General features: G+C 64.3%; 26 protein-coding genes and 1 tRNA gene. 10 read left to right on the top strand and 17 right to left on the bottom strand.

The genetic code is table 11. The features are described from left to right. Positions 1–11: 11 nt before the first annotated feature. From MF134_RS11620 to MF134_RS11610, 3 genes are read right to left on the bottom strand one after another with little or no spacing between them, the layout of a single operon-like run. Positions 12–1271 (bottom strand): vWA domain-containing protein, encoded by a 1260-nt coding sequence (locus MF134_RS11620; protein ID WP_255339616.1) that lies wholly within the window; start codon positions 1269–1271, stop codon positions 12–14. 1 nt (position 1272) lies between these two features. Then, a complete protein-coding gene (locus tag MF134_RS11615; RefSeq protein WP_255339615.1) occupies positions 1273–2187 on the bottom strand; it encodes an AAA family ATPase in 915 nt (304 codons plus the stop codon). A 48-nt stretch (positions 2188–2235) separates the two neighbouring features. Beyond that, positions 2236–2730 carry a flavin reductase gene (locus MF134_RS11610; protein ID WP_255339614.1) on the bottom strand — a complete coding sequence of 165 codons (495 nt, stop codon included), beginning with the start codon at positions 2728–2730 and terminating at the stop codon, positions 2236–2238. 196 nt (positions 2731–2926) lie between these two features. On the opposite strand from MF134_RS11610, the gene MF134_RS11605 reads away from it, so the two are divergent. From MF134_RS11605 to MF134_RS11590, 4 genes are all read left to right on the top strand, one after another. After that, positions 2927–4033 (top strand): branched-chain amino acid ABC transporter substrate-binding protein, encoded by a 1107-nt coding sequence (locus MF134_RS11605; RefSeq protein ID WP_255339613.1) that lies wholly within the window; start codon positions 2927–2929, stop codon positions 4031–4033. 4 nt (positions 4034–4037) lie between these two features. Next, positions 4038–5048 (top strand): P1 family peptidase, encoded by a 1011-nt coding sequence (locus MF134_RS11600; protein ID WP_255339612.1) that lies wholly within the window; start codon positions 4038–4040, stop codon positions 5046–5048. A 128-nt stretch (positions 5049–5176) separates the two neighbouring features. Beyond that, positions 5177–5932: a sulfite exporter TauE/SafE family protein gene (locus tag MF134_RS11595; protein WP_255339611.1), complete on the top strand. Its 756-nt coding sequence runs from the start codon at positions 5177–5179 to the stop codon at positions 5930–5932. 60 nt (positions 5933–5992) lie between these two features. Further along, on the top strand, positions 5993–7627 hold the full coding sequence (locus MF134_RS11590) for an acyl-CoA synthetase (RefSeq protein ID WP_255339610.1): 1635 nt from the start codon (positions 5993–5995) through the stop codon (positions 7625–7627). A gap of 86 nt (positions 7628–7713) precedes the next feature. On the opposite strand, the gene MF134_RS11585 is transcribed toward MF134_RS11590, so the two are convergent. Further along, positions 7714–7890: a DUF465 domain-containing protein gene (locus tag MF134_RS11585; protein WP_255339609.1), complete on the bottom strand. Its 177-nt coding sequence runs from the start codon at positions 7888–7890 to the stop codon at positions 7714–7716. Positions 7891–8066: 176 nt separating this feature from the next. Here MF134_RS11585 and MF134_RS11580 point away from each other — a divergent pair, with 176 nt between their 5' ends. From MF134_RS11580 to MF134_RS11570, 3 genes are read left to right on the top strand one after another with little or no spacing between them, the layout of a single operon-like run. Beyond that, positions 8067–8270: a YdcH family protein gene (locus MF134_RS11580; protein WP_457589974.1), complete on the top strand. Its 204-nt coding sequence runs from the start codon at positions 8067–8069 to the stop codon at positions 8268–8270. Positions 8271–8305: 35 nt separating this feature from the next. Continuing rightward, positions 8306–8770, top strand: coding sequence for a 5-(carboxyamino)imidazole ribonucleotide mutase (gene purE, locus MF134_RS11575; RefSeq protein ID WP_255339677.1), 465 nt, complete (start codon positions 8306–8308; stop codon positions 8768–8770). After that, positions 8767–9849 carry a 5-(carboxyamino)imidazole ribonucleotide synthase gene (locus MF134_RS11570; RefSeq protein ID WP_255339607.1) on the top strand — a complete coding sequence of 361 codons (1083 nt, stop codon included), beginning with the start codon at positions 8767–8769 and terminating at the stop codon, positions 9847–9849. Before purE ends, MF134_RS11570 begins: the two co-directional genes overlap by 4 nt. A gap of 308 nt (positions 9850–10157) precedes the next feature. Here MF134_RS11570 and MF134_RS11565 read toward each other — a convergent pair whose 3' ends face one another. The 12 genes from MF134_RS11565 to MF134_RS11510 all read right to left on the bottom strand — a co-directional run bounded on the left by MF134_RS11565 (position 10158) and on the right by MF134_RS11510 (position 20511). Beyond that, positions 10158–11561: a multicopper oxidase family protein gene (locus tag MF134_RS11565; protein WP_255339606.1), complete on the bottom strand. Its 1404-nt coding sequence runs from the start codon at positions 11559–11561 to the stop codon at positions 10158–10160. 17 nt (positions 11562–11578) lie between these two features. Further along, complete coding sequence (locus tag MF134_RS11560) at positions 11579–12478, bottom strand: copper resistance D family protein (RefSeq protein WP_255339605.1); 900 nt, start codon at positions 12476–12478, stop codon at positions 11579–11581. Positions 12479–12541: 63 nt separating this feature from the next. Then, positions 12542–12889 (bottom strand): copper resistance CopC family protein, encoded by a 348-nt coding sequence (locus MF134_RS11555; protein ID WP_255339604.1) that lies wholly within the window; start codon positions 12887–12889, stop codon positions 12542–12544. 64 nt (positions 12890–12953) lie between these two features. Then, a complete protein-coding gene (locus tag MF134_RS11550; protein ID WP_255339603.1) occupies positions 12954–13250 on the bottom strand; it encodes a copper-binding protein in 297 nt (98 codons plus the stop codon). A gap of 32 nt (positions 13251–13282) precedes the next feature. Continuing rightward, the gene (locus tag MF134_RS11545; protein WP_457589978.1) at positions 13283–13768 is read right to left on the bottom strand and encodes a cupredoxin domain-containing protein; all 486 of its coding nucleotides are present in this window, start codon (positions 13766–13768) and stop codon (positions 13283–13285) included. A 281-nt stretch (positions 13769–14049) separates the two neighbouring features. Beyond that, on the bottom strand, positions 14050–15450 hold the full coding sequence (locus MF134_RS11540) for a multicopper oxidase family protein (RefSeq protein ID WP_255339675.1): 1401 nt from the start codon (positions 15448–15450) through the stop codon (positions 14050–14052). Positions 15451–15464: 14 nt separating this feature from the next. Then, positions 15465–16916 (bottom strand): TolC family protein, encoded by a 1452-nt coding sequence (locus MF134_RS11535; protein ID WP_255339602.1) that lies wholly within the window; start codon positions 16914–16916, stop codon positions 15465–15467. After that, positions 16913–17152 carry a hypothetical protein gene (locus tag MF134_RS11530; protein WP_255339601.1) on the bottom strand — a complete coding sequence of 80 codons (240 nt, stop codon included), beginning with the start codon at positions 17150–17152 and terminating at the stop codon, positions 16913–16915. Before MF134_RS11530 ends, MF134_RS11535 begins: the two co-directional genes overlap by 4 nt. Before the next feature lie 165 nt (positions 17153–17317). After that, on the bottom strand, positions 17318–17698 hold the full coding sequence (locus tag MF134_RS11525; RefSeq protein ID WP_255339600.1) for a hypothetical protein: 381 nt from the start codon (positions 17696–17698) through the stop codon (positions 17318–17320). A 216-nt stretch (positions 17699–17914) separates the two neighbouring features. Beyond that, positions 17915–18265 (bottom strand): EF-hand domain-containing protein, encoded by a 351-nt coding sequence (locus MF134_RS11520; RefSeq protein WP_255339599.1) that lies wholly within the window; start codon positions 18263–18265, stop codon positions 17915–17917. A gap of 139 nt (positions 18266–18404) precedes the next feature. Next, positions 18405–19742 (bottom strand): ATP-binding protein, encoded by a 1338-nt coding sequence (locus tag MF134_RS11515; protein ID WP_255339598.1) that lies wholly within the window; start codon positions 19740–19742, stop codon positions 18405–18407. Positions 19743–19770: 28 nt separating this feature from the next. Then, on the bottom strand, positions 19771–20511 hold the full coding sequence (locus MF134_RS11510) for a response regulator (RefSeq protein ID WP_369695421.1): 741 nt from the start codon (positions 20509–20511) through the stop codon (positions 19771–19773). A 174-nt stretch (positions 20512–20685) separates the two neighbouring features. On the opposite strand from MF134_RS11510, the gene MF134_RS11505 reads away from it, so the two are divergent. Both MF134_RS11505 and MF134_RS11500 read left to right on the top strand, forming a co-directional pair. Then, positions 20686–20970, top strand: a complete 285-nt coding sequence (locus MF134_RS11505; RefSeq protein ID WP_255339596.1) for a DUF2933 domain-containing protein — start codon at positions 20686–20688, stop codon at positions 20968–20970. Positions 20971–21121: 151 nt separating this feature from the next. Next, on the top strand, positions 21122–22432 hold the full coding sequence (locus tag MF134_RS11500) for an APC family permease (RefSeq protein WP_255339595.1): 1311 nt from the start codon (positions 21122–21124) through the stop codon (positions 22430–22432). A 429-nt stretch (positions 22433–22861) separates the two neighbouring features. Here MF134_RS11500 and MF134_RS11495 read toward each other — a convergent pair. Beyond that, positions 22862–22938 (bottom strand) — tRNA-Arg (locus MF134_RS11495). Positions 22939–23120: 182 nt separating this feature from the next. Here MF134_RS11495 and MF134_RS11490 point away from each other — a divergent pair. Continuing rightward, positions 23121–23696: a DUF1499 domain-containing protein gene (locus MF134_RS11490; RefSeq protein ID WP_255339594.1), complete on the top strand. Its 576-nt coding sequence runs from the start codon at positions 23121–23123 to the stop codon at positions 23694–23696. Positions 23697–23750 lie beyond the last annotated feature (54 nt).

The raw sequence follows: 23750 nt of genomic DNA, 5'->3' as shown, positions 1-23750 counted from the left end.
ATCCGCAAGGCTCACGCCGCCTCGCTGACGGCCAGTTCGTCCATCCAGCGACGCGGATCGGTCGCGGCGGTGTTGGAGCGTCCGGCCGAGAGCGCCTGGCAGAGCTCCGCCATCGCATCGAGCGAATGAACGGAGCGGAATTCGTCCACATGCGGCAGCATCGCCCTGACGCCGCGCGCCTTGGCGGAGAAACCATCATAGCGCAGCAGCGGATTGAGCCAGATCAGGCGGCGGCAGGATTTGTGCAGCCGCTCCATCTCCCGCGACAGATCATCGACGGAATCGCGCTCGAGCCCGTCGGTGATCAGGATGACGATCGCGCCCTGGCCGAGCACGCGCCGCGACCAGTCCCGATTGAAGCTGCCGATCGCCTCGGCGATCCGCGTCCCGCCCGACCAATCCTTGACAGCGCCGGTGCATTCGGCCAGCGCCTCGTCCGGGTCCTTGCGGCGCATCTGGCGGGTGACATTGGTCAGCCGCGTGCCGAAGAGAAAGGTGTGAACCCGCCGCCGCTTGTCGGTCAGCGCGTGGAGGAAGTGGAGGAAGACCCGCGTGTACTGGCTCATCGAGCCGGAAATGTCGGCAATCACCACCACCGGCGGATGCTGGGTGCGCGGCGAGGCGAAGCGCGGCAGCAGGAGATCACCGCCGGTGCGCATGGAGGCCCGCATCGTCGCTCGCGCATCGATCTTGCGCCCACGCGGGTCGAGGCGCAGACGTCGCGTCTTCACCTCGTCGTCCGGCAGGCGCAGCGCCGCGATGGCGCGCTTCGCCTCGGCGATCTCGGCAACCGACATCTGGGCGAAATCCTTCGCCCGCAGGACTTCCTTGCCGGAAACGGTGAGGCTGGCGTCGATCTCCACGACCGGCCGGTCCTGCTTCGTCATGCGCTTTTCCTGGCCCTCGAGGAGCCCTTCGGCTGCGCGCTGCTCGCCGGCTTTCGGTTTGCGCGGTTCGCTCTCGCGCGGCGGTGCCGTCGGCGAGAACATGGCGATCATCTTTTCGATCAGTTCGCGCGAGCGCCAGAACAGCCGGAACGCCTCGGCAAACACCGCGTCGTCCTCGCGGCGCGTGACCAGGGTCGCATGGAGCGTCCAGTAGAAATCTTCGCGAGAGGTGAGCCCAGCGGCTTTGACCGCCTCGATGGCATCGATCGTCGCCGCCGGGCCGACCTTCAGGCCCGCACGCCGCAAGGCGCGGGCGAAATAGGCGATGTTGTCCGCCAGCCGGCCGTGCGGATCGGCTTCCTTCGGACCGTCTTCCGCGTTCATGTCAGGACGCTCTGGTGAGCTCACGCTTGACCTCGTCGAGGATCTGCCGGCTTTCGCCGCGTTCCAGCCGCTGGATGTCGTCCTGATACTTCAGGAGAACGCCCAGCGTATCGGAAATGTGGGAGGGATCGAGCGCCACCGCATTGAGCTCGGTCAAGGCGTTCGCCCAGTCGATCGTCTCGGCGACGCCCGGCGCCTTGAAGAGGTCGATCTTGCGCAGCTTCTGAACGAAGGCGACGAGTTCGGCGGCCAGCTCGGCATTGGCGGTGGGGGCCTTGCGCTGGACAATCGTCAACTCGCGCTCGGCTTCGGGGTAGTCGACCCAGTGATAGAGGCAGCGGCGCTTCAAGGCGTCGTGGATCTCGCGGGTCCGGTTGGTGGTGATGATGACGATCGGCGGTTCGGCAGCCTTGATGGTCCCGAGCTCGGGGATCGTCACCTGGTTGTCCGAGAGGATTTCGAGGAGGAAGGCTTCGAAGGCCTCGTCGGTCCGGTCGAGTTCGTCGATCAGAAGCACCGGCGCGCGGCCCGCCTCGCCTTCCAGCGCCTGGAGGATCGGGCGGCGGATCAGGAAACGCTCGGAAAAGATCTCGGAGCGCATGGCATCGCGCGAAATGTCGCCGCTCGCCTCGCGCATGCGGATCTCGATCATCTGCGCGGCATAGTTCCACTCGTAGAGCGCCGAGGAGACGTCGAGACCTTCATAGCATTGCAGGCGGATGAGCGGCCGGCCGAGAGCACTGGCCAGTACCTTCGCGATCTCGGTCTTCCCGACCCCGGCTTCGCCCTCCAGAAACAGCGGGCGACCCATTCTGAGGGACAGGAACACCACAGTCGCGAGCGCCCGGTCGGCGACGTAATTCGCCTTGTCGAGCAGATCCGCCGTTTCGTCGATCGAAGCTGGAGATTTCGTCACGCTCGCCCTTCTCCTCTGTTCAAGGTCGATCCCCTTCGGCCAATCGTTCTACAGGCTTCGAAATCCGCGGTCGACATAGACCAGCGACGGCGCCCGCTCCCCGAGTTTCAGATCTGCGACTTCGCCGATCAGCACCTTGTGCGTGGCGACGATCCGCGCATCAATGAGCCGGCAGTCGAAACCGGCAAGCGCCGACTTCAAGAGCGGCGCGCCAGTCGCCCCCGTCTCCCACTCACCTTCGGCAAAACGGTCCTCCTGGGAAAGCTTGCCCTCACCGGCGAACTTGCGCGCAAGTGCTTCGTCCCGCGCCGACATGACGTTGACGGCAAAGACGCCATTCGTCTCGAACCAGTCGTTTTCGGGGCTCGATTGATTGAGGCAGATCAACAGCGTCGCCGGATCGTCCGACACCGAACAGGCCGAGGATACGGTCACGCCCCGGCGCCCCGACCGGCCGTCGGTCGTGACGATATGCACCGAGGCGGCAAAGCGGGTCATCGCCTCGCGAAACGCTCTGGGATCCGTCCGCATCGTACTCAGCAAACGCCTGTCCTCGTTCCTCGTCTTGAAGGTCGCAGTTCGAAAAAGCCGTGAATCGCCGGCTCGGGGCGAACATAGAGCGAAGTCGCCGGTCTCGCACCCCATGACCGTTTCGGGACAAGCCACGTCTTTGCCGAACCGAGAGGGTGTGGGCGGCGGATTGGATTTTCAAGCGTTGCCGAACCGGATAAGAGGGGCCATGCGCACGCAATTGTTCCATGCTCTCGCAGTTCTCTGTCCGCTCGTGGCCGGCACGCAGATTGCCGGTGCCCAAGAGACGCCCGCTTCCGCCGTCATCGGAGTCGCCGCTCCCTTGAGCGAATCGCAGGCGATTCTCGGTCAGCAGGTGATCGCAGGCGTGGAGGCCGCGATCGCAGGAGATTCCGACAGCGTGACCATCTCCGAGGCCGATACCCTGTGCTCGGCCGAAGGCGGGACCCGCGCGGCAGAGCGCTTCGTTGAGGAAGGCGTAACGCTGGTCGTCGGCTTTCTCTGCATAGAGGCGATCGAGGCCGCCCTGCCCATCCTGACAGAAGCCCAAATCCCGGTGCTCGACATCGGCGTGCGCGCCAACCGGCTGACCGACCAGAAGGATCGGACGGGCTATCTCCTCTACCGTCTGGCGCCTCGATCGGATGCCGAAGCTGCCGCGATTGCCGCCTATCTCGCACGACGCTGGAACAGCGAGCCCTTGGGCCTGATCGAAGATGGATCGATCGCCTCACGCGGCCTCGTCGATTCGGTGCGCCGCCGGCTCGCGGATCAGGGGCTGCAGCCGCAGACGGTCGACAATTACCGTCCCGCCGAGGAAAAGCAGTTCGGCCTCGCCCGCCGGCTTCAGCGGACGGGGGTGACCCGCTTCTTCATCGCCGGCGACCGGCCGGACATCGCCACGATCGCGCGCGACGCCGCAGAATTGGGCCTCGACCTTTCGATCGTCGCGGGAGAAGGCCTGTTCGACGAGGCCAGCGTTGACGTGCCCCTTCCTGAGGGCATCGTCGCCATCGGGCCACGCACCCGCTTCCCCGAACTTGAGAAAGCCAATGCGTCCCCGGCCGAAGACGGAGCCGAAGCACTGCCGCCACAAGGCTATTTCGGAACAGCCTTCGTCGCAGGCGAGATTGCCAAGTCCGCGATCGAAACTGGCAGCACGAGTGGGAGCGATGTCGCCGCCGTTCTCGGCGACACCACGTTCGAGACCAGCCTCGGCCAGATCCGGTTCGACGAAAAGGGCGACAGCGACCTCGACCTGTTCCGCGTCTTCGAATGGCGCGGCGACGAGTTCGTCGACGAGACCGGAGGCTGACGCCTTGTCCGCCTTTTCCGCAGGTCCCCGAAACCTCGTCACCGACGTGGCGGGTGTACGCGTCGGCCATGCGGGTGACACGAAACTGAAGAGCGGCACGACCGTCCTCGTCCTCGAGAAGCCCGCGATCGCTTCCGTCGCGGTCCTGGGCGGCGCGCCGGGCACCCGCGAAACCGATCTTCTGTCTCCGGAAAACACCGTCCAGACCGTGGACGCTCTGGCGCTGTCGGGCGGATCGGCCTTCGGGCTCGATGCGGCGGCGGGCGTCATGGCCGCGCTTGCCGAACAGGGACGCGGTTTCGCGGTCGCCGGGCAGCGCGTCCCGATCGTGCCTGCCGCGATCCTGTTCGACCTTGCCAATGGCGGCGACAAGGCCTGGGGGCGCTACCCACCCTATCGCGATCTCGGCTACGAGGCTGCGTCGAATGCGGCCAGCGAATTCGATCTCGGCACCGCCGGCGTCGGCATCGGATGTACCACCGCCACGCTGAAGGGCGGCATCGGCTCCGCCTCGACCAAACTGGAGAGCGGCGTCACCGTCGGCGCGCTGGTCGCGGTCAACGCCGTCGGCTCGGCGACTATCGGAAAGAGCCGGCATTTCTTGGCCGCGCCGTTCGAAATCGATGGCGAGTTCGGCGGTCTCGGCCTCCCCTCGCCGCTCCCGGCGGACATGGCCGACCCACGCACCAAATTCGGCTCTGCCCCCGGCACCAACACCACGATCGGCATCATCGCCACCGATGCCATTCTCGACAAGGCCGCGGCCAAGCGCCTCGCGATCGCGGCGCATGCCGGCTTTGCGCGGGCGATCTGGCCCTCGCATACGGATTTCGACGGCGATCTGGTATTCGCCGTCGCCACCGGCGGATCCGGCATAGCGCTCGATCCGAGGGGGCCCGGCTCGGTGGAACTCGGGGCCGCTGCCTCCGCCACCATGGCGCGGGCCGTCGCCCGCGGCGTTCACGCGGCAAGCCCGAGTGCCGGCGACATACTCAGGTCCTGGCGGGAGCTGTAATCCGCCAGAATTTTCTTCCCTGCGCCTTTCCACCCGGCCGTAGCGCTTGCGTTCGAGGCACGGTTTCGCGCAAATCGCAGTCCCGCTGACTTCAACCGGCCCTGGCGGCCGAACACCTTTGATCCCGCGTGATTACCGATCCCTTCTTCTACGTCGTCGCCATCCCCGCCGTGTTCCTGGTCGGTCTGTCCAAGGGCGGCTTCGGGGGAACGGCGGCGCTGGCGGGCGTGCCGCTGATGGCGCTCGCCATATCTCCAGTCGCGGCGGCGGGTATCTTGCTGCCGATCATGATCGTGATGGACGCGATCAGCCTGGTTGCCTGGCGCGGGCGTTTCGATCGCAAGGTCATCGCCACCATGCTGCCGGCTGCGATCCTCGGCATAGCGATCGGCTATTTCGCGGCATCGGCGATCTCGGCGGAAGGCTTCCGGATCACGCTGGGCGTGCTGGCCCTGTGGTTCTTTTCCACATGGTTCTTCGGAGCGGGCAGGAACCAGCCGCCAAAAGCCCAGAACACGGTCAAGGCAGGCTTCTGGGGCAGCGTCGCCGGCTTTTCGAGCTTCGTCAGTCATGCGGGCGGCCCGCCCTACCAGATCTATGTCGTGCCGCTGCGCCTCGAGCCTGCGACCTATGCAGGAACGTCCGTGGTCTTCTTCGCGGTGGTCAATGCGATCAAGCTCGTCCCCTATTTCCTGCTCGGACAGTTTTCCAGCCAGAACCTCTCGACCTCCGCAACGCTTCTGCCGCTTGCCTTCGTCGCAACCTTGTCCGGTGTGTGGCTCGTGAAACGCGTCGAGACCGAGCTGTTCTACCGGATCGTTTACTGGCTGCTGGTCCCGATCGGGCTGAAGCTGATCTATGATGGCGCGGCAGCGCTTCTCTGAGGCGCCCGACTGTGCGATGTCCTGTCGACAAATACCGAAAGCACGAGTCTGGGAGGCCTCATGGGAATCTACGACGAACATCTCGATCGCAATCCCGCCAATTATCAGCCGCTGACCCCGCTGACCTTCCTCTCACGCGCCGCGATGGTCTATCCGGACCGCGTCGCGATCGTCCACGGATCGCTCAGGCGAACCTATCGCGATTTCTACCGGCGGTCCTGCCAGCTCGCGAGCGCACTGGCAAAGCGCGGAGTCGGCAAGGGAGAGACGGTCGCGGTGATGCTGTCGAACACGCCGGCGATGCTCGAAGCCCATCACGGCGTTCCCATGGCCGGCGCCGTGCTCCTGTCCATCAACACCCGGCTCGATGCCGACATCATCGCCTTCCAGCTCGACCATTCGGAGACGAAGCTCGTGATCGTCGACCGCGAGTTCGCGGGCACGATGGCTGAAGCGCTGAAAAAGGCCAACGTCGAGCCGGTCGTGGTCGACTACGACGATCCGGACTTTCCTGACGACGCGCCCGCCCAAAAACAGGCGATGATCGGCGATCTCGAATACGAGGCCCTGCTGGCGGAAGGCGACCCGGATTTCACCTGGCAAATGCCGGGCGACGAATGGGACGCGATCTCGCTCAACTACACGTCCGGGACCACCGGCAATCCCAAGGGCGTCGTCTACCATCATCGCGGCGCGGCCCTGATGGGCTATGCCAATATCGTCGCCGCCGGCATGACGGGGCATCCGGTCTACCTCTGGACCCTGCCGATGTTCCACTGCAATGGCTGGTGCTTTCCCTGGACGCTGGCGGTCCAGGCCGGCACCCATGTGTGCCTGCGCTGGGTGCGGGCCAAGGCGATGTACGACGCGATCGCCGACCATGGCGTGACCCATCTCTGCGGCGCCCCTATCGTCATGGCGACTCTCATCAATGCCGAGGAAGCCGACAAGCGGGACTTCGACCAGACCGTCACCTTCAACACCGCCGCCGCGCCGCCGCCGCCCTCCGTGCTCGCCGGCATGAACGATGCCGGTTTCGCCGTGACCCATCTCTACGGCCTCACCGAGACCTACGGCCCGGCCGTCGTGAATGCGTGGAAAAGCGAATGGGACGAGCTCGAAGCGCCGGCCCGCACGGCGCGCAAGGCGCGCCAGGGCGTTCGCTATCCGGCGCTCGAAGACCTCGCCGTCATGGATGCGGAGACCATGGAGAAGGTGCCTGCCGATGGCGAGACCATCGGTGAGGTCATGTTCCGCGGCAACATCGTCATGCGCGGTTATCTGAAGAACCCCGACGCCTCGGCAGAGGCGTTTCGCGGTGGATGGTTCCATTCCGGCGATCTCGGCGTGATGCATGAGGACGGCTATATCGAGCTGAAGGACCGCGCCAAGGACATCATCATTTCGGGCGGCGAGAACATCTCCTCGATCGAGGTGGAGAACGCGCTCTACCAGCATCCGGCGGTGCAGACCGCGGCCGTGGTCGCCAAGCCCGACGAGAAATGGGGCGAGACGCCGCTTGCCTTCATCGAACTGAAGCCGGGGAAACAGGCGAGCGCGGACGAACTGATCGCCCATTGTCGGGGCATGCTCGCGAAGTTCAAATGCCCGAAGGAAATCCGTTTTACGAACGTGCCGAAGACCTCGACGGGGAAGATCCAGAAATATGTCTTGCGTAAAATGATGGATGACTGAATCGTGACCAGAACTGGCACGACATTACGGCATTTCGAACCGGACGCGGCATCAGAGACCGCGCCCGGGCATGCCATTCGTTCGCGTCAGTGCGCGTCGCGCCGAAGTCGCTCGATCTCTTCCTTCAGCTTGAGCTTCTTCAGCTTCATCTCCCTGAGTTCCGCATCGCTCATTGCTGGCCTCGAGGCCATCGCTACCGAAATTTCATGATCCAGTGCAGAATGGCGCTGTTCCAGCGTCGAGATATGGGTATTCAAGGACATGGGCATCTCCCTTCGTGAATGGGTCCCGGCACGCACGACAGGAGCCGTGACTGGAACCTGACGAGCGTGTCATAAAAGGTGGCGCTATCCAATGGTGATGCAAGGATCGCCCGTGCCAAAATCGCACAAGGTTTAAGATTTGTGACAGCGCGGGAACGCGGCTCGAAAGGATGGGAATGGGGGAACAGGAACAGGCTGCGCTTCGGCTGGAGGTGGCCCGATTGCGACAGGAACACGCGGATTTCGACGCCGCGGTCACCGCGATGGAGACGGTCGGCTCCGAGCGTCTGCGCATCCAGCGCATGAAGAAGAAGCGGCTGGCGATCAAGGACCGGCTGCAGGACCTCGAGGATCAGATCATTCCGGACATCATCGCGTGACCTCAGCTGCCGAAACACCACCCGTCGCGATCATCATGGGAAGCCAGTCGGACTGGGCGGTGATGAAGAACGCCGCCGACACGCTGGAGCGGCTCGGCGTGGGTTACGATGCGCGGATCGTCTCGGCGCACCGCACGCCCGAGCGTCTGTTCGAGTTTGCAAAAGGTGCGCGCGAGGCCGGCTTCAAGGTGATCATCGCCGGGGCCGGCGGCGCGGCGCATCTGCCGGGCATGGCCGCGGCCATGACCCCGCTTCCGGTCTTCGGCGTGCCCGTCGAGAGCCGCGCGCTCTCCGGCAAGGACAGCCTGCTCTCGATCGTCCAGATGCCGGCTGGGGTTCCCGTGGGAACGCTGGCGATCGGCCGGGCCGGCGCTGTCAACGCGGCACTGCTTGCGGCGTCAGTCCTGGCGCTGTCCGACACGTCCGTCGCCGAACGGCTCGACACCTACCGGGCGGAACAGACCGCAGCCGTTGCCGAAAGACCGAAGGACGACGCTTGAGCCAGTTTCCCTTGCGACCCGGAGCGATGATCGGAATCGTCGGCGGCGGCCAGCTCGGCCGCATGCTGGCGATGGCTGCGGCCCGCTTCGGATACCGGATCGCCATTCTCGACCCCGACGCCAACTGTCCGGCCGCACAGGTGGCGAATACGATGCTGAACGGCGCCTATGACGATGTCGCCCTTCTCGGCAAGCTGGCGAAGATGTCCGACGTCGTGACCTACGAGTTCGAGAACGTTCCCGTCGCGCCCCTGCGCCAGGCACTGGGGCAGACCCCCGTCTCACCCCCGCCAGAGGCGCTGGAAGTCTCTCAGGACCGGGTGGTGGAGAAAGCGTTTCTGAACGGCATCGGCGTGCCGACCGCCGAATGGCGGGCAATCGATTCAGCCGACGAGATCGGCCACGCGCTCCTCGAACTCGGCGGCGACTGCATCCTGAAGACAAGGCGGTTCGGCTACGACGGCAAGGGCCAAGCGATGATCCGTGCCGGCATGACCTATACCGACGCCTTCGAGAGCATCGGCAACGCGCCGGCGATCCTGGAGAAGAAGTTTCCCTTCACCTTCGAGCTCTCGGTTATCGCCGCGCGCGGGCGCGACGGAAAGGTCAAGGCCTTCGATCCCGCTGAGAACGTCCATACGCTCGGCATCCTGCGAAGCTCGACCGTCCCCGGCCGCATCGACCCAGAGACAGCCGAAGCGGCCAAGGCGATCGCCGCGCAGATCCTCTCCCATCTCGATTATATCGGCGTGATCGGCGTCGAATTCTTCGTGGCGAAGGACGGGACGCTCGTCGTCAACGAGATCGCCCCCCGAGTCCACAATTCCGGGCACTGGACGGAAGCCGCCTGCCCCGTCTCCCAGTTCGAACAGCACATCCGCGCGATCGCCGGCCTGCCGCTCGGCGAAACCGACCGCCATTGCGACTGCGTCATGGAAAACCTCATCGGCGACGACGTCGAACGCTTCGACGACCTCGTCGCAACGCCCCGCACGGTCGTCCACCTCTACGGCAAGACCGAAGCCCGCCGCGGCCGAAAGATGGGCCATGTCACGAGACTGATGCCGGCAAAGAGCTGACCAGCGTCGACTCGCTTGCAACCGGACCACCGAACCGGGCGAGAAACCGACAGTTCTTTGGAGAATGACGCGCCGACAGGCCATTCGAAGTCGTCTTCAAAACCCGTGATCGTATATCCTCGCTCAACGCTGTCGCCATCAGCCCCTCCATCGAGGCAGGCTTTGACTCAGACGCCGTGCTGAACGCCGAGGGCCGCGGCAATGGACGTCTTGTTCAGTTCCATGGGTTTCCACACAATATGAAATTTGCCTGACGTGTCGCGATCAGGCATTCGCGCTGTGCATGGCGCTGGATGGGTTCCCCACAATCAGGCCACTTCGAACCAGGTCATCATTCCCGCCGCCGCATGTTCGAGCATGTGGCAGTGAAGAAGCCACTTGCCGGGATTGTCGGCGATGAAGGCGATTTCGATCGTCTCGTCCGGCATCATCAGGTCGGTATCGCGGAGCGCGGGGTCGGCGATCGGCTTGCCGTTGCGGCTCACGACCCGGAAATGATGGCCGTGGACATGCATGGCGTGGGGCCAGCCGGTGTCGTTGCGGATCGCGATCAGCGCCGGGCTGCCCTTGGCGAAACGGGCGAGCGGCTCGTCCATGTCGCCGGCAATCCCGTTGAACGCCCAGACCCGGCCCTCATCGACAAGGGCGCGCATGTCCATCATCCGGCCGTCATGCATGGCGCCGCTCATGCCGCCCATGGCCCCGCCTTCCATCAGAAGCTCGACGCGCTTCGCCCCGGAGAGGTTCGGCAAGACCCCGGGTCCGGACGTCGGAAGACCGATCGGATCGTCGGACGCCTCGCGAACGGGATCGCCGGAGACGACAATCTCAGCGATCGGCACCGGCCCGTCGCGGGTTTCGACCGCTATCGGCAAAGGCGTTTCAGAGGCTGCGAAATCGGCGAGAAGATCGGCCCGCTGGGCGGGCGCGAGCTGGACGGGTTCGGCAACGTCGTTTAGCCCAACCGGCATGCCGTCGAGCGCAAGCAACCGAGCAGTCGTGCCCGCCAGGCCGATAGCCATGGTCCTGGCATTCGAAGCATTGATCAGGCGGACCCTAATACGCTCATTGGGTCGAACCGCGAACTTCGGCCGGTAACTGCCGTTGACCGTCACGACATTGCCGAGACGTCCGGCATGGCTCCAGTCCATCATATGGCCGAAGCTCTCGTCGATCGTTCCGTCCTCGGTCAGCCGCCAGTCGTCGACGACCAGGACAAGATCACGGTCGGCGCCAGCCCAGGGTTCCGCTTCCTCGACGATCAGGGCGCCGTGGAGACCGCGGGCGTTCTGCTCCCAGGACCGGTCATGGGAATGGTACCAATAGGTGCCGGGGTCGGGCGCGACGAAATCGTAGGAAAAGCTCGCGCCCGGCTCGATCGCCTCCTGGGTGAGGCCGGGAACGCCATCCATGCCATTGGCGATGCGGATTCCGTGCCAGTGGACGCTGGTCGGCTGGTCGAGGCCGTTTTCGACCATGACCTTCAGCCGTTCCCCGGCCTTCACGCGCAAGACCGGTCCGGGCGCCGTGCCGTTGAAGGCCCAGACCGGCGTTGGCCCGGCCACGTCGGCGGGCACCAGTTGGGCCGTTGCGGGCGCGGCCTTCAGGGTCTTGCCGGCTTCGGCCTGCGCCCGTGACGACAGGAACCCGGCGAGCGATGGGACGAACGGCGCCGCGAGCGCCGCCTTGACGAAACCGCGACGATTGAGCATCGCGCGACCCTCCTTGTTCAATTCAGATTCATCGGCGGGGTCGTCACGCTCGTCAGCGTGGCGGTCGCCACGAAGATGGCGAGGACGATCCCGGCCTCGATCCGGATGGATCGCTTCAGCGATCGCACCGCCCCCGGCCTGCCGGCCCGAAGCGCCGGGACGAGGCGAAACTTGTTGGCCGCCGCCAGGAGCAGAAGCAGCGCCACGAAGGCGATCTTCACCAAAAGCACGACACCATAGGCCGTCGTCACCAGCCCCGCGAGCGAGCCGACCGAAAGCCAGGCGAAGCCGAGGCCGGCGGCGACCAGGAGAAGAACGGCATAGACGGCGATCTCGCCGAAACGGTGGAGCAGATGCGTCGCATCATGATCTGCCGCCGCATGGAGCGGAAACAGGGCGCCGATCCAGAACGCCCCGGTCAGCACATGCACAATCAGCGGCGCCACCAGAAGCGCGCGTTCCTCGCCGACTGTGTGGCCCACCTCGGTGAAGGCGACGGCGATCAGCGTCGCGCCGACGAGCGACACGGCCGACGCCACGGGACCGCGCCAAAGGCAGGCGAAAGCAAGGGCATAGCCAAGGGCCATCACCACCGACGCCGTACCGAGCGGGCTCTCCCACACGATCTGCACCATCATCGGATCGACCATGCCCTCGACACCCATGCCCGAAAGGCGAGCGGCGCCGATGCCGATCCGCACGAGGATGTCGGCAAGCCCGATCGCGGCCGCCGCCGCCGTCAGGCGCCGCAGGCTCGGCGCAACCCGTTCGGGCAGATCGGTGAACACCGCCAGGAACAGCGCGCCGCCCATGGCCAGATAGGCCGTCCCATAGGCGAGCACCTTCATGGCGATGGCGGCGACTGCCCATCGGTCGATAACCGCCAGCCCCTCCAAGGCGAAGACGCTTTCAGGCATCACGGCCCTCCCTCATGGATGCGGCCGGGACGACCGCTCGCCAAGTCCACGCGGAGGACGGGATCACGGCGAGATCGTGAAGCTGAACCCGCCCTGCATCATGTGGCCATCGCTCGAAAGCCCGCGCCACTCGACCGCGTAGTCGCCGGGGGAAAGCTCGGCCTGCGGCTCCGCCACATAGCGCTTCACCGGGTCCATGCCCTGCGCGCTCTGGAGGCCCACATCGCCGTTGCCGGCGCTCAGCGTGATCTGGGTGATCCGCATGGGCTTGTCGAAGGACAGGACCACCTCATTGACCGCCGAAACGGTCTCGCCATCGGCCGGCACGGTGGTTTCCTTGCTCGAATGGGCGAAGGCCCCGGTTGAAATCAGGCTTGCGGCAAATGCGCCGATCAGAAATGTTTTCATCATCCCGCCTCTCTCTTCATGTTTGAGATCGGGCCGGCGGCATGCCACCGGCCCGGTCGGTTTGGTCTTATTTCATCTCGGTGACGGTGAGCTTGCCGCGCAGGCGCTCGGCGACGAACTCGATCGATCCGCCTTCCTTTGCCTTCGTCAGCATGTCTGGATCGGCGACGAAGAACACCATCGTCATCGCCGGCATATCGAGGTTCTTCAGCTCCTCGTGCTTGATGGTCAGCTTCTTCGCCTTGGCATCGACCTTCTGGACGACGCCCTTGGTGTAATCGGCGGCGAAGGCCGGTACGGTGAGCGATGGGGCGAGCGTCAAGGCAACGCAGAGGCCGGCAAGGGTCTTCACAAGTCTGGACATGTCGGATCTCCTGTTCTGTCCGTTGGTTAGATCTACTCGGCCGCGACGGTCAGCGTGCCGTGCATGCCCGCCTCGTAATGACCGGGAATGAGACAGGCGAACTCGAACGAGCCGGCCTCGCCGAAGGTCCAGACGATCTCGCCGGACGCGCCGGGTGCAAGCCGGATAGCGTTGGGATCGGCATGTTCCATCTCGGGGAAGCGCGTCATGAGCGCCTTGTGTTCCTCGATCTCCGAGGGGACGTTCATGACGAACTCATGCTCCAGCTCGCCGCCGTTCCTGATCGAAAGGCGAACCGTTTCGCCGGCCTTCACCGTGATCGCGGTCGGCTCGAAGGCCATTCCGCCATCGCTCGTCTCGATCATGGTCACTTCGATCGTCCGGCTCGCGGCGGCGGCGTCGCCGGGCTCGCCGATCGCCAGGTTATCCTCGTCGTGGTGGCCGCCGCTTTCATGACCGCCGGCCCCATGATCATCGCTCATGTGGTCCTCGCCATCATCATGCGAGTCCCCATGCATGCCGCCATGTCCCGCTTCGCCGTCCATCATCGTGCCGTGGTCCGCCTCGCCCATGCCGTGGCCGTGATTGTCGGCAAAGGCGACGGAACCCAGTACCATTGAGATGATGAGGGTGAGCGGCAAGCTCTTGCTACGCATTATGTTCTGGTCTCCTGACGGATTGGGGTCGGTTTGTACCGACCGCGGATCAGACCGGATGCGATCGCGTTGCGATCCGCCTGATCCTTTGATTTCAAAAATGGTCCCTGCCCGAAAACCCTGCCGGTTTTTCGGCATCGAGCTCAGTGACCGGAATGATCCATCGAGCCATGGTCCATCCCATGGGCCGACTTCCTGGCCGGAGCCTTCGGCAGGGCGGAGCCAGCAGCACTTTCCGCCGGCGCGGTCGCGGGATCGGGCAGCGCGCCCGTCCACTCCCAGGCGACCGTTCCGGGCGGGTGCTCGTAGTCGCCGGGGTCGTCGTAATTGCCGGCCTCCAGCCCGTCGCGCACCTTCATGACGGTGAACATGCCGCCCATTTCGAGCGAGCCGAACTGGCCCCAGCCGGTCATCATCGGCACGGTATTGTCCGGCAGCGGCATCGCCATCTCCGCCATGTCGGCCATCCCCTTGGTGCCCATTGGCATATAGTCCGGCTGGACGAGCCTTATCTTGCGCGCGACCGCCGTCTTGTCGGCGCCGATGAAGGTCTGGACGTCGTGGCCCATGGCGTTCATCGTGTGGTGTGATTTGTGGCAATGAAGCGCCCAGTCGCCCGGATGCACCGCGTCGAACTCGTAGGCGCGCATGGCGCCGACGGGGATGTCGATCGTCACCTCCGGCCAGCGCGCTTCGGGGCGTACCCAGCCGCCATCGGTGCAGGTCACCTCGAAATCATAGCCATGCATGTGGATCGGGTGGTTGGTCATGGTGAGGTTGCCGACGCGCACCCGCACCCGGTCCCCGGTCGCGGCGACCAGCGGCGCCACGTCGGGAAAGATGCGGCTGTTGATCGTCCAGAGATTGAAGTCGGTCATCTCCATGACGCGCGGCATGTAGGAGCCGGGCTCGATGTCGTAGGCCGACAACAGGAAGACGTAATCCCGGTCGACGGGCATGAAAGTCGGGTCCTTCGGGTGAATGACGAAGAAGCCCATCATCCCCATCGCCATCTGCACCATCTCGTCGGCATGAGGGTGGTACATGAAGGTGCCGCTCTTCACCGCGTCGAACTCGTAGACGAAGGTCTTGCCCGGCGGGATCGTCGGCTGGGTCAGCCCGCCGACGCCATCCATGCCGCAGGGCAGGATCATGCCGTGCCAATGGATCGTCGTGTGCTCGGGCAGCTTGTTGGAGACGAAGATGCGCACCCGGTCGCCTTCGACGCATTCGATCGTCGGGCCCGGCGACTGGCCGTTATAGCCCCAGAGATAGGCGGTCATGCCCTCCGCCATCTCGCGTTCCACCGGCTCGGCGACGAGGTGGAACTCCTTGACGCCATTGTTCATGCGGAAGGGCAGCGACCAGCCATTGAGGGTGACGACGGGGTTGTAGTTTCGCCCCTCGCTCGGATGAAGCGGCGGCTGCGTCGTCGCGCTCTCCATCACCGGCGCCTCGGGCAGGCCCTGGGCGGAGGTGCGCGACCAGGCGGCAGCACCCGCCAGCGCCACGCCGGCGCCGAGGAAATTACGTCTCGATACCATCATCTCTCTCCCGCTCATTCATCGTCGCCGCCGGCATCGGCCGCGGCGGTGTCGGCTTCGGGCGCGCCCTCGATGCCGCCATAGATGGCGGCCGTCAGGTCGGCTTCGGCGAGGTGAAAATTCTTCTTCGCTTCAAGGGCCGTGAGGATCGCACCGAATTTCGCGCGCGTGTCGGCCAGAAGATCGAAGGGGTTGGTGATCATGCCGTTATAGGTGAGCACGGCCTCCTTCTCGACGGTGACGCGAAGGGGAACGACGCTCGACTGGTAGTGCCGGGCGATCTCGTGGCGTCCGCGATAGGCCTTGTGGGCGGCCCGCGCCTCGGCCCTGATATCGACCGCCTTGGCAGCAAGCAGATTGGCGGCTTTCAGATAATGAAACTCCGCCTTGCGCAGCCGGGCCTGGCCCGAGTCGAAGATCGGGATCTCGATACCGGCTTCGAGCGACCCCGAGACGACGTTCTTCGTCTTTTCGCCCCCGCCGTCCTCCTCTTCCACTTCCTTCTCGACCTCGACGCCGCCGGCGAGTTCCAGATCCGAGACGAGACGTGTCGCCTCGGTTAGCCCGTAGGAGTGGGCGAGCGCATCGAGTTCGAGCCGCATGACCTGCAGGTCGACCCGGTGGTGCAACGCCTCGGCCTCCACCGCGCCGTAGCCCTTGAGCCGGCCGGGAAGGCCGGGCAGCGCGTTCGGCACCTCGAAATCAAGATCGTCGCCCCAGACCCCCATCACCCGGTAAAGCCGCTCCTTCGCCAGATGGGCGGCGAGCCGGGCATTCGCGGTCTGGCCGGTGAGGTCGGCATAGAAGGCCTGTTCGCGCGCCTGCTCGGCCTTGGGGATGGCGCCGGTCCGGCCGAGCTCGCGGGCGAGTTCGGCTGCCGCATCGGCGGCGACCTTGGCCTGGTTGAGCGTTCCGACCGCTTCCCAGGCGCCGACGGCCTCGATCCAGGCGCGGCGGGTCTCGGCGGCGAGCTTCAGCGTCGCGTCGACGGCGTTGAGCTGCGCCTGAAGCAAGCGGATCTCGGCGATGTCGAGCCGCCGCTCGCGGGTGATCAGCCGCATCAGATTGGCCGCGACGAGCCCCTCGATCGTCCGCCCGACGCCGATCCCGCTATAGCCGACGGACAGGGTCGGATTGGCGGGAAGTCCCTCCTGCCAGAGATCGGCGACCGAGATGCCGACATCGGCGTACGCGGCCTGAAGACGCTTGTTGTTGAGGATCGCGACCTGGATTGCCGCGTCGACGCCGACGTAACGGCTCGCGAGAAGCGCCTTGACGCGCTCACGTGCGAAGCCGGCCTCTTCCTGGTTCTGGACCCAGAGGGCCTCCTTGCCCAGACGCTTGGCTGTCTCTCCGGCGACGACCGGAAAGCCGAGATCGCTCTCGAAATCCTCCGTCGCCGTAACGCAGGCCGCAAGCGCGAGCGGCATGCAGGAGATCAGGAGTGTCCTGACGATCCGGTTCATTGCTCTGGCTCCGGGAGGGTTTGCAGCGGCACGGCCCGGCTGCGCCAGCCCTCGGGTTCGACGACCGAACGCGGCGTATAGGAACCCAGGACCGAGCGAGGGCCTTCCCCTGAGGAGACGATCGTCGGATCGTCCGGCGACGGATAGGCTCCGATATCGGGAAGCCCAAGCGGTGCCGGCGCGCAGCCGGCGAGCAAGAGACCGGCGAAAAGGCCGATCCGCTGAAGAGGTGACATGATTCTGGAGCACCACCACGGCCATCCCGCCGGGCACAGTCACGCGCCGGACAAGACGGTCAGAAATCTCGACAAAGGCCGCAGGTCGCGAGACCGCACGGCAATACCATCACACCCGCCGCCCCGGCAGCCGGCATGATCCCGCGCCAAAGGCGACGCGTGAGACTAAAGCCGTGGCGGACGTTCGAGAGCCGGAAAAGCGAGGCCAGCCAGATGCGCGGCAGAGACCAAATAGACCACCGACCGGACGATCCGGACCGAACTCTGCGGCACGGACACGTCAGGAAGCGCCATGATGCAATGGACACCGCATTCGCTGTCGGTTCCGTCGGCGTGGTCATGCTGCGTTGTTGACGCCGCATGCATGTCGCAAGCCCGGCCCTCGGAACAAGCCGATCCGTGCCCATCATGGACTTGAAGATGGCGTACCGCCGGACCGTCTTCGATGCCGGCCATGGCCGACACCGGGAGCAGCGCACCCCACAACACCACGAGCACGGCCATAAGCCGCATCGCAAGGTGCAAAGGGGAGAGCAAACCGATCATGCGTGACCTCATATCAAGCTTTCGGGTCACACCACAATCGGAATACGCCGGACAGGGATTGTCCCAACTTCATCGCCTCCCCGGGAATGGCCCAGGAGCCGATTATCTCGCGGCGCGTCTTTGCATGCTCTTCGGCGTCAAGGTCTTCCGGTCGAATTCGTACCGGCCGCTGGATACAGCTCGGTTTCCAGCGGCCGGCCACGACAGGTGGCGCGATCACTCGCCGCCATGGAATTCGGCCATTTCCTTCGCGGAAATTTGATCGTCGCCATCGGCGTCGATGGCTTTGAACATGCGGGTGTGGACGGCAAGAAATTCATCGAGCGAGAGCATGCCATCGTCGTTCGTATCCATCATGACGATCATCATCTTGCCCATTCCAGCTCCCATCATTCCCATGGCGCCGCCCATCATACCGGTTTGGGGCATTTGCCCGTTCGCTGTGCCATTGCCTGGGTGATGGATGCCCTGTTCACGCATGGGCATGTCGTTTTCCTGGGCTTGCGCATACGCTGTCGCGAAGATTGCAGCGAATGTCATTGCCGAAAGGCCGATCAGTTTTTTCATGACGATAGTTCCTGTTCCCGGTGGGATTCTGCGACGCTGGAGCGCGTCGAAGTCCGTCCAGAAACCTCAGTCCTGAAACACGGTCTTGTCAGAAACCAAGAAAAGTGTGTCGGTATGTGACAGAAATGAACGCCAAAGTTCATCGTGGCAGGGACAATGTCGCACGCAAGCCGCTCCCGCCCGGCCGATTCATCAGGCTGACGTTGCCGCCATGCGCATAAGCGACGCTCGCGACGATACTCAGTCCAAGGCCGACGCCGCCCGTCGATCGTCCACGCGATCCTTCCAGTCTGTAGAAGGGACGAAAGACCTCGTTGATGCGATCTTCGGGAATGCCCGGCCCCGCATCATCCACGTGGATCAAAGCGGCTTCCGGACGAGCCTCGACGGAAATTACGGCGCACGTGCCATACCGTATCGCGTTCTCTGCAAGATTGGTCACAGCACGGCGCAAGGCCTGGGGCCGGCAAAGAAGCACGAGCGAAGGTGGATCGGGACACTCGATCGGCTGGCCCATTTCGACAAGATCGTCGCACAGGCTCTGCACCAACGCGCCCAGATCAACCCGCTGCATGGGTTCTCCCTCGGCATCCTCGCGGGCGAAGGCGAGGGTCGAGCGGATCATCTCCTCCATCTCGGCGAGCGTGGTGAGCGTCTTGTCACGCTCCTCCTCATCGTCGATGAGATCCGCCCGCAGACGTAACAAGGTGATTGGCGTTCGCAAATCATGCGAGATCGCCGCCAGCATCTGGGTGCGATCCTCGACAAAGCGACGCAGGCGTGCCTGCATGCCATTGAATGCGCTGGCAGCGCGACGCACTTCCTCTGGGCCCTGTTCGTCGAGCGGCGGCGCCCCGACGTCGCGACCAAATCGCTCGGCCGCCTGCGCAAGTCTGCGCAAAGGTTCCGTCATCTGCCGAACCACGACAAACGAGAGCGCCAGGACAGCGACGGCCATCAGCAACGTGGAGGCGAAAGCCCGCCCGCCCAGCTGGCCGCCCTGCCCCGGCAACGTGCCGACAAGCGAGATGGACGTGCCATCGGTGAGGGCAACCGTGGCATGAACGTTCGTCGCAGCGACCGCGTCTCCCGCGAGACCAAAACGATTTTCCGGCTTCCGCTCAAGCACCTGTACCGTCGTGTGGCTCGTCTCAACCGACCCGAGCTCCTCAACGAGCAATTTGCGGATCATGGCGCCGCGCCTGTCCGAATCTGGTCTTTCCTGACCGTCGCCCGGCAGGGTTTCAGGTTCGAGCGAGACGTCCAGATCGGCAGCTTGTGCAGCGGCGACCAGTTGCTCTCGTTGCGCCGATGGCACCGCGGCGACCATTCCCACGACAGCCGCGGCTCGATGAGCGAACTCCCGGCCGCCGGCGACCGCCAAGAGGCTTTCCCGATCGTAAGAGTAGAGCAACATGCTGATGGCATGCGTCAATGTCAGCCCGCCGACCAGAAGCAACATGGTCTGACCGGCCATGCTCCGCGGCCAGTGCCGCCACCAATGACTAGCCCGCCGCATCGTCGAAACTGACATCGGCGGTGAACATGTAGCCATCGCCCCAGACCGTCTTGATCAAGGCGGGAGCGGTCGGATCATCCTCCAGTTTGCGCCGCAAACGGCTGACCTGCGTATCGATGCTGCGATCGAAGGGGACGGCCGAGCGGCCACGCGCGATGTCCAGCAACTGGTCGCGCGAGAGAACCCGTTTCGGGCGCTCCACAAAGGCGAGAAGCAGCGTGTATTCACCTTTGCTCAGCGGCAGCACGACCCCGTCGGGACGTCTCAGGTCGTGGCGCGCGAGATCGAGGGTCCAGCCAGCGAAACGGGCGACCGAGTGATCCTTGCCTGTTGACGGCGTCGTCGAACCGTCGACATTCGCCTGTGTCCGACGAAGAACCGCCTTGATCCGTGCCAGAAGTTCGCGCGAGGAGAACGGCTTGGCCACATAGTCGTCGGCCCCCATCTCCAGTCCGACCACCCGGTCCGTTTCCTCGCCCATCGCCGTAAGCATGATGACGGGCGTCGCGTTGCCCTCCCCCCGCATTCTCCGGCAGAGACTGATGCCGTCCTCTCCGGGCAACATCAGGTCAAGCAGGACGAGGTGGATCCGGTGATCATGCAGCATCTGCCACATTTCGGGGCCGCTCGCAGCTTGGCTCACGCGAAAACCGTGCTTCACCAGGAACTTGCCGACAAGGTCGCGGATGTCACGATGGTCGTCGACGATCAGGATGTGAGGAGACATGTCCATGGACGAACCATACAGCGGCACCCGTCGGACGAGACCGAGAAAATTGTGACGGAGTTTTTCGGGGCCCGATTCTGTCAAGAGTTGTCACAAAATCCCGTTTCTCCGGCACATTTGCGGGACTGTCGCGGTTCAGGTTCACCTCTGCATGAACACCAAGAAAGGCCTCGCATGATGCTCGACGGTATCGTCTCCACCATCAAGAACAAACCACGGACAACCGTGCTCTTCGGGCTTCTGGCGACCGCGGGGATCGGCTTGCTTACTTGGGATGCCCAGCGCGGCGGCACGCTCTATGCCTACACGCCATTTCTCCTTTGTCTGGCGATGCATGGCTTAATGCACGGGAGGCACGGCGGTCACCGCCACGGCACCGCCATCCAAGACGAAGAAGCTCCGAAAAGGATCCCGGTCGAGCCTCCTCGTGAGCAAGCCACAGATACGAATCGCGGCTGATATCGCAGAGCGGGGAAACGCGCCTGCAGACAGAGCCCTGCCGAGCCGTGTTGACGATTAAGTCTATTCACCGAGTTGCGAGGTCGCCGAAGGGGTATCTCGACCGCTCGGTGGTATCTCTTTGCCGATGCCCGTCTCTGGACCGCACGGAATGACAGAGTACACGAAAGACAGCATCACCCTGGCTGGCGCCGTAGCAATGGGCACCGGTGTCATGATCGGCGCCGGCATCCTGGCATTGACGGGCCAAATCGCCGAATTGGCCGGGCCACTGTTTCCGGTTTCGTTCATTGCGGGCGCGATCGTCACGGCCTTCAGCGCATACACATACGTGAAGATGTCCAATGCCTACCCGTCGGCCGGCGGCATCGGCATGATTCTGGTCAAGGCCTATGGGCCGACGACCATCGCGGCAGGCGCGGCCCTGTTGATGGCCCTTTCGATGGTAATCAACGAAAGCCTGGTGGCCCGCACCTTCGCCTCCTATGCGCTCCGCGGAGCAGGGGTCGAGGCTGAGGGCTGGCTTGTGCCGGCGATTGGTACCGCCGTCATTTTGTTTGCCTGGGTCGTGAACATATCGGGCAACCGTTCCGTCGGTTTACTCTCCATTTTGATGGCGCTCGTGAAGGTTTGTGGTATCGGCTTGTTCGGTATAGCCGCGTTATGGGCGGGTGGATTTTCCTTCGAAGCGACAGGTTCAGAAGGCGGGACAGGCGGCTTTCTTGCCTCCGCCGCGCTCGCCATTCTCGCCTTCAAAGGGTTCACGACCATCACGAACAGCGGCGCCGAGATCACCGATCCGCACCGCAATGTGGGACGGGCTATCGTCCTCTCTATCGCGATCTGCGTCGTCGTCTATCTTCTGGTCGCCTTCGCAGTCGGGTCCAGCCTGCCGCTCGATCGGATCATCGCGGCGAAGGACTATGCCTTGGCCGAGGCCGCCGAACCCGCTTTCGGGCGGATCGGCTTCTATCTGACCGTGCTGCTTGCCATAATCGCGACGGCATCGGGTCTCATCGCCAGCATTTTCGCGGTCTCTCGAATGCTGGCGATGCTGACGGACATGAAACTCATCCCCCACAGCCATTTGGGCATGCCGGGGGCAATTCGCGATCACACCCTCGTCTACACCGTCGTACTCGCCGGGCTCCTGGCAATTCTCTTCGATCTGAGTCGGATCGCCTCGCTCGGCGCATTCTTCTATCTGGTGATGGGCATGCTCATCCACTTCGGTGTGTTTCGGAACCTGCGGCAAGACATCGGCGCCAGCGGATGGATTCTCCTGACCGCGATTGCCCTCGACGGGCTTGTGCTGGCGGCCTTTGCTCTCATGAAGTGGCAGGCTGATCCGGCGATCGTCGTCATAGCCATCTGTGGGATTTCGGTAGTCTTCGCCTTCGAAGCGGTCTTCTTGCGGTTTTGGTCGTCCCCGTCCGGCCATCGACACGGGACCGGGAGATAGAGGATCGGCCGCAAGGGGCTCGACCTTCCAGTGAATGGAAGCGCGACCGCAACGCCATCTTTGGCAGGAGCCGTTTTTTTGGCTCGGCAAGAGCACTCCCCTCGCAACGTCGAGTCAAACGATCATTCCGGACACGACCACGGACAATAGAACAAGGGCGAGATTGCCACCGATCCAGGGTGCGCAATTTCGGTCGCGATCAAACCGGGAGCGGTTTCGCGCCCATCCGGCGGCGAAGGAGAAGCGCCGAGTGGGTGAGTTGTGGGCAGAACGGTCGGCTGGTCAGGCGCGTTTTATCCTGATCGAGAACCGCGAATTTCACACATAGACGGTCTTATCAGGGGGCGATCAGCTGAGACGCTGTGAATGCTATGTGATTGCTGGGGCTTAGAATGCCCCACGGCCTGATGCGCAAGTCATTGAAAAACATGGCGCACCCGACAGGATTCGAACCTGTGACCTCTGCCTTCGGAGGGCAGCGCTCTATCCAGCTGAGCTACGGGTGCGCGGGGCACGGGGTGCTGGAGGAAGGCCCTACCTTATCCGGCGGCGCGCGGCAAGGTCCGTGCGGGGGGCCCGGCAGATTTCCCGGCGCGGTTCGCGGCGGCAGGGACTGATCCTCACCAGGCCTGCGGCCCGCCTCAGCCTTCAGGCGAGGCTTGTGCCAAAGGGCGGGAGTCTCACGGGAATGGACAACGCACGTTCGCGCTCCATCCTTGCGGCGAAAGAGGAGATGATCCTGACACGCTTTCGCCTTTCACGCCGCCGCCCCGTGCGGGCGGTCACGACCGCAATGGGATCGATTCTCGTCCTGGGAGCGATCGGTTTCTTTCTTGTCGGTCCGGAGCGGATCTGGCGCTGGGCGGCCGGTCCGGCCGATCAGGGCCCGATCGATTTCGACTCGCTGCATCGCCGCGCGACGCCGAACGATGCGCTCGCATGCTCGCCGGGCACCTGCAGCGAGCCGGTCGATCTCAGCCTGCCCTTCTTTTTTGAGGACGCCGGGACGCTGATGGACCGGCTCGACCGCGTCGTCTCGGATTTCGAATCGGCAGAGCGTGTCGACGACGGCAAGAACCCCGCCTATCGCCGCTACGTGTTTCGCAGCCGCGTCATGCGCTTTCCCGACACGCTCGACGCCCAGGCGGATGAGGTCGCGCCCGGCAAGACCAGCCTGCGCCTTTATTCGCGCGCGCTTCTCGGCCGCAGCGATCTCGGCGCGAACCGCAAGCGTCTCAACCGCATCGCGGAGAGGCTGGCGTGACACGGGAAACAACAAGAGCTTGTCAGGAACCTGCCCGTCGTCCGTAGCGGCGCC

Origin of the sequence: Jiella marina (assembly GCF_024359545.1) — a bacterium.
Classification (GTDB): domain Bacteria; phylum Pseudomonadota; class Alphaproteobacteria; order Rhizobiales; family Rhizobiaceae; genus Jiella.
The sequence above is the reverse complement of the archived record's forward strand: the minus strand, read 5'-3'. Positions and strand labels throughout refer to the sequence as shown.

Excerpts from the sequence above, each read along its gene's own strand:
- MF134_RS11620 (WP_255339616.1), bottom strand. The coding sequence starts at position 1,271 with ATGAACGCGGAAGACGGTCCGAAGGAAGCCGATCCGCACGGCCGGCTG.
- MF134_RS11605 (WP_255339613.1), top strand. The coding sequence starts at position 2,927 with ATGCGCACGCAATTGTTCCATGCTCTCGCAGTTCTCTGTCCGCTCGTG.
- MF134_RS11590 (WP_255339610.1), top strand. The coding sequence starts at position 5,993 with ATGGGAATCTACGACGAACATCTCGATCGCAATCCCGCCAATTATCAG.
- MF134_RS11585 (WP_255339609.1), bottom strand. The coding sequence starts at position 7,890 with ATGTCCTTGAATACCCATATCTCGACGCTGGAACAGCGCCATTCTGCA.
- MF134_RS11580 (WP_457589974.1), top strand. The coding sequence starts at position 8,067 with ATGGGGGAACAGGAACAGGCTGCGCTTCGGCTGGAGGTGGCCCGATTG.
- purE (WP_255339677.1), top strand. The coding sequence starts at position 8,306 with ATGGGAAGCCAGTCGGACTGGGCGGTGATGAAGAACGCCGCCGACACG.
- MF134_RS11565 (WP_255339606.1), bottom strand. The coding sequence starts at position 11,561 with ATGCTCAATCGTCGCGGTTTCGTCAAGGCGGCGCTCGCGGCGCCGTTC.
- MF134_RS11560 (WP_255339605.1), bottom strand. The coding sequence starts at position 12,478 with ATGCCTGAAAGCGTCTTCGCCTTGGAGGGGCTGGCGGTTATCGACCGA.
- MF134_RS11555 (WP_255339604.1), bottom strand. The coding sequence starts at position 12,889 with ATGATGAAAACATTTCTGATCGGCGCATTTGCCGCAAGCCTGATTTCA.
- MF134_RS11550 (WP_255339603.1), bottom strand. The coding sequence starts at position 13,250 with ATGTCCAGACTTGTGAAGACCCTTGCCGGCCTCTGCGTTGCCTTGACG.
- MF134_RS11545 (WP_457589978.1), bottom strand. The coding sequence starts at position 13,768 with ATGCATGGGGACTCGCATGATGATGGCGAGGACCACATGAGCGATGAT.
- MF134_RS11540 (WP_255339675.1), bottom strand. The coding sequence starts at position 15,450 with ATGGTATCGAGACGTAATTTCCTCGGCGCCGGCGTGGCGCTGGCGGGT.
- MF134_RS11535 (WP_255339602.1), bottom strand. The coding sequence starts at position 16,916 with ATGAACCGGATCGTCAGGACACTCCTGATCTCCTGCATGCCGCTCGCG.
- MF134_RS11530 (WP_255339601.1), bottom strand. The coding sequence starts at position 17,152 with ATGTCACCTCTTCAGCGGATCGGCCTTTTCGCCGGTCTCTTGCTCGCC.
- MF134_RS11525 (WP_255339600.1), bottom strand. The coding sequence starts at position 17,698 with ATGATCGGTTTGCTCTCCCCTTTGCACCTTGCGATGCGGCTTATGGCC.
- MF134_RS11520 (WP_255339599.1), bottom strand. The coding sequence starts at position 18,265 with ATGAAAAAACTGATCGGCCTTTCGGCAATGACATTCGCTGCAATCTTC.
- MF134_RS11515 (WP_255339598.1), bottom strand. The coding sequence starts at position 19,742 with ATGGCCGGTCAGACCATGTTGCTTCTGGTCGGCGGGCTGACATTGACG.
- MF134_RS11510 (WP_369695421.1), bottom strand. The coding sequence starts at position 20,511 with ATGTCTCCTCACATCCTGATCGTCGACGACCATCGTGACATCCGCGAC.
- MF134_RS11505 (WP_255339596.1), top strand. The coding sequence starts at position 20,686 with ATGATGCTCGACGGTATCGTCTCCACCATCAAGAACAAACCACGGACA.
- MF134_RS11500 (WP_255339595.1), top strand. The coding sequence starts at position 21,122 with ATGACAGAGTACACGAAAGACAGCATCACCCTGGCTGGCGCCGTAGCA.
- MF134_RS11490 (WP_255339594.1), top strand. The coding sequence starts at position 23,121 with ATGGACAACGCACGTTCGCGCTCCATCCTTGCGGCGAAAGAGGAGATG.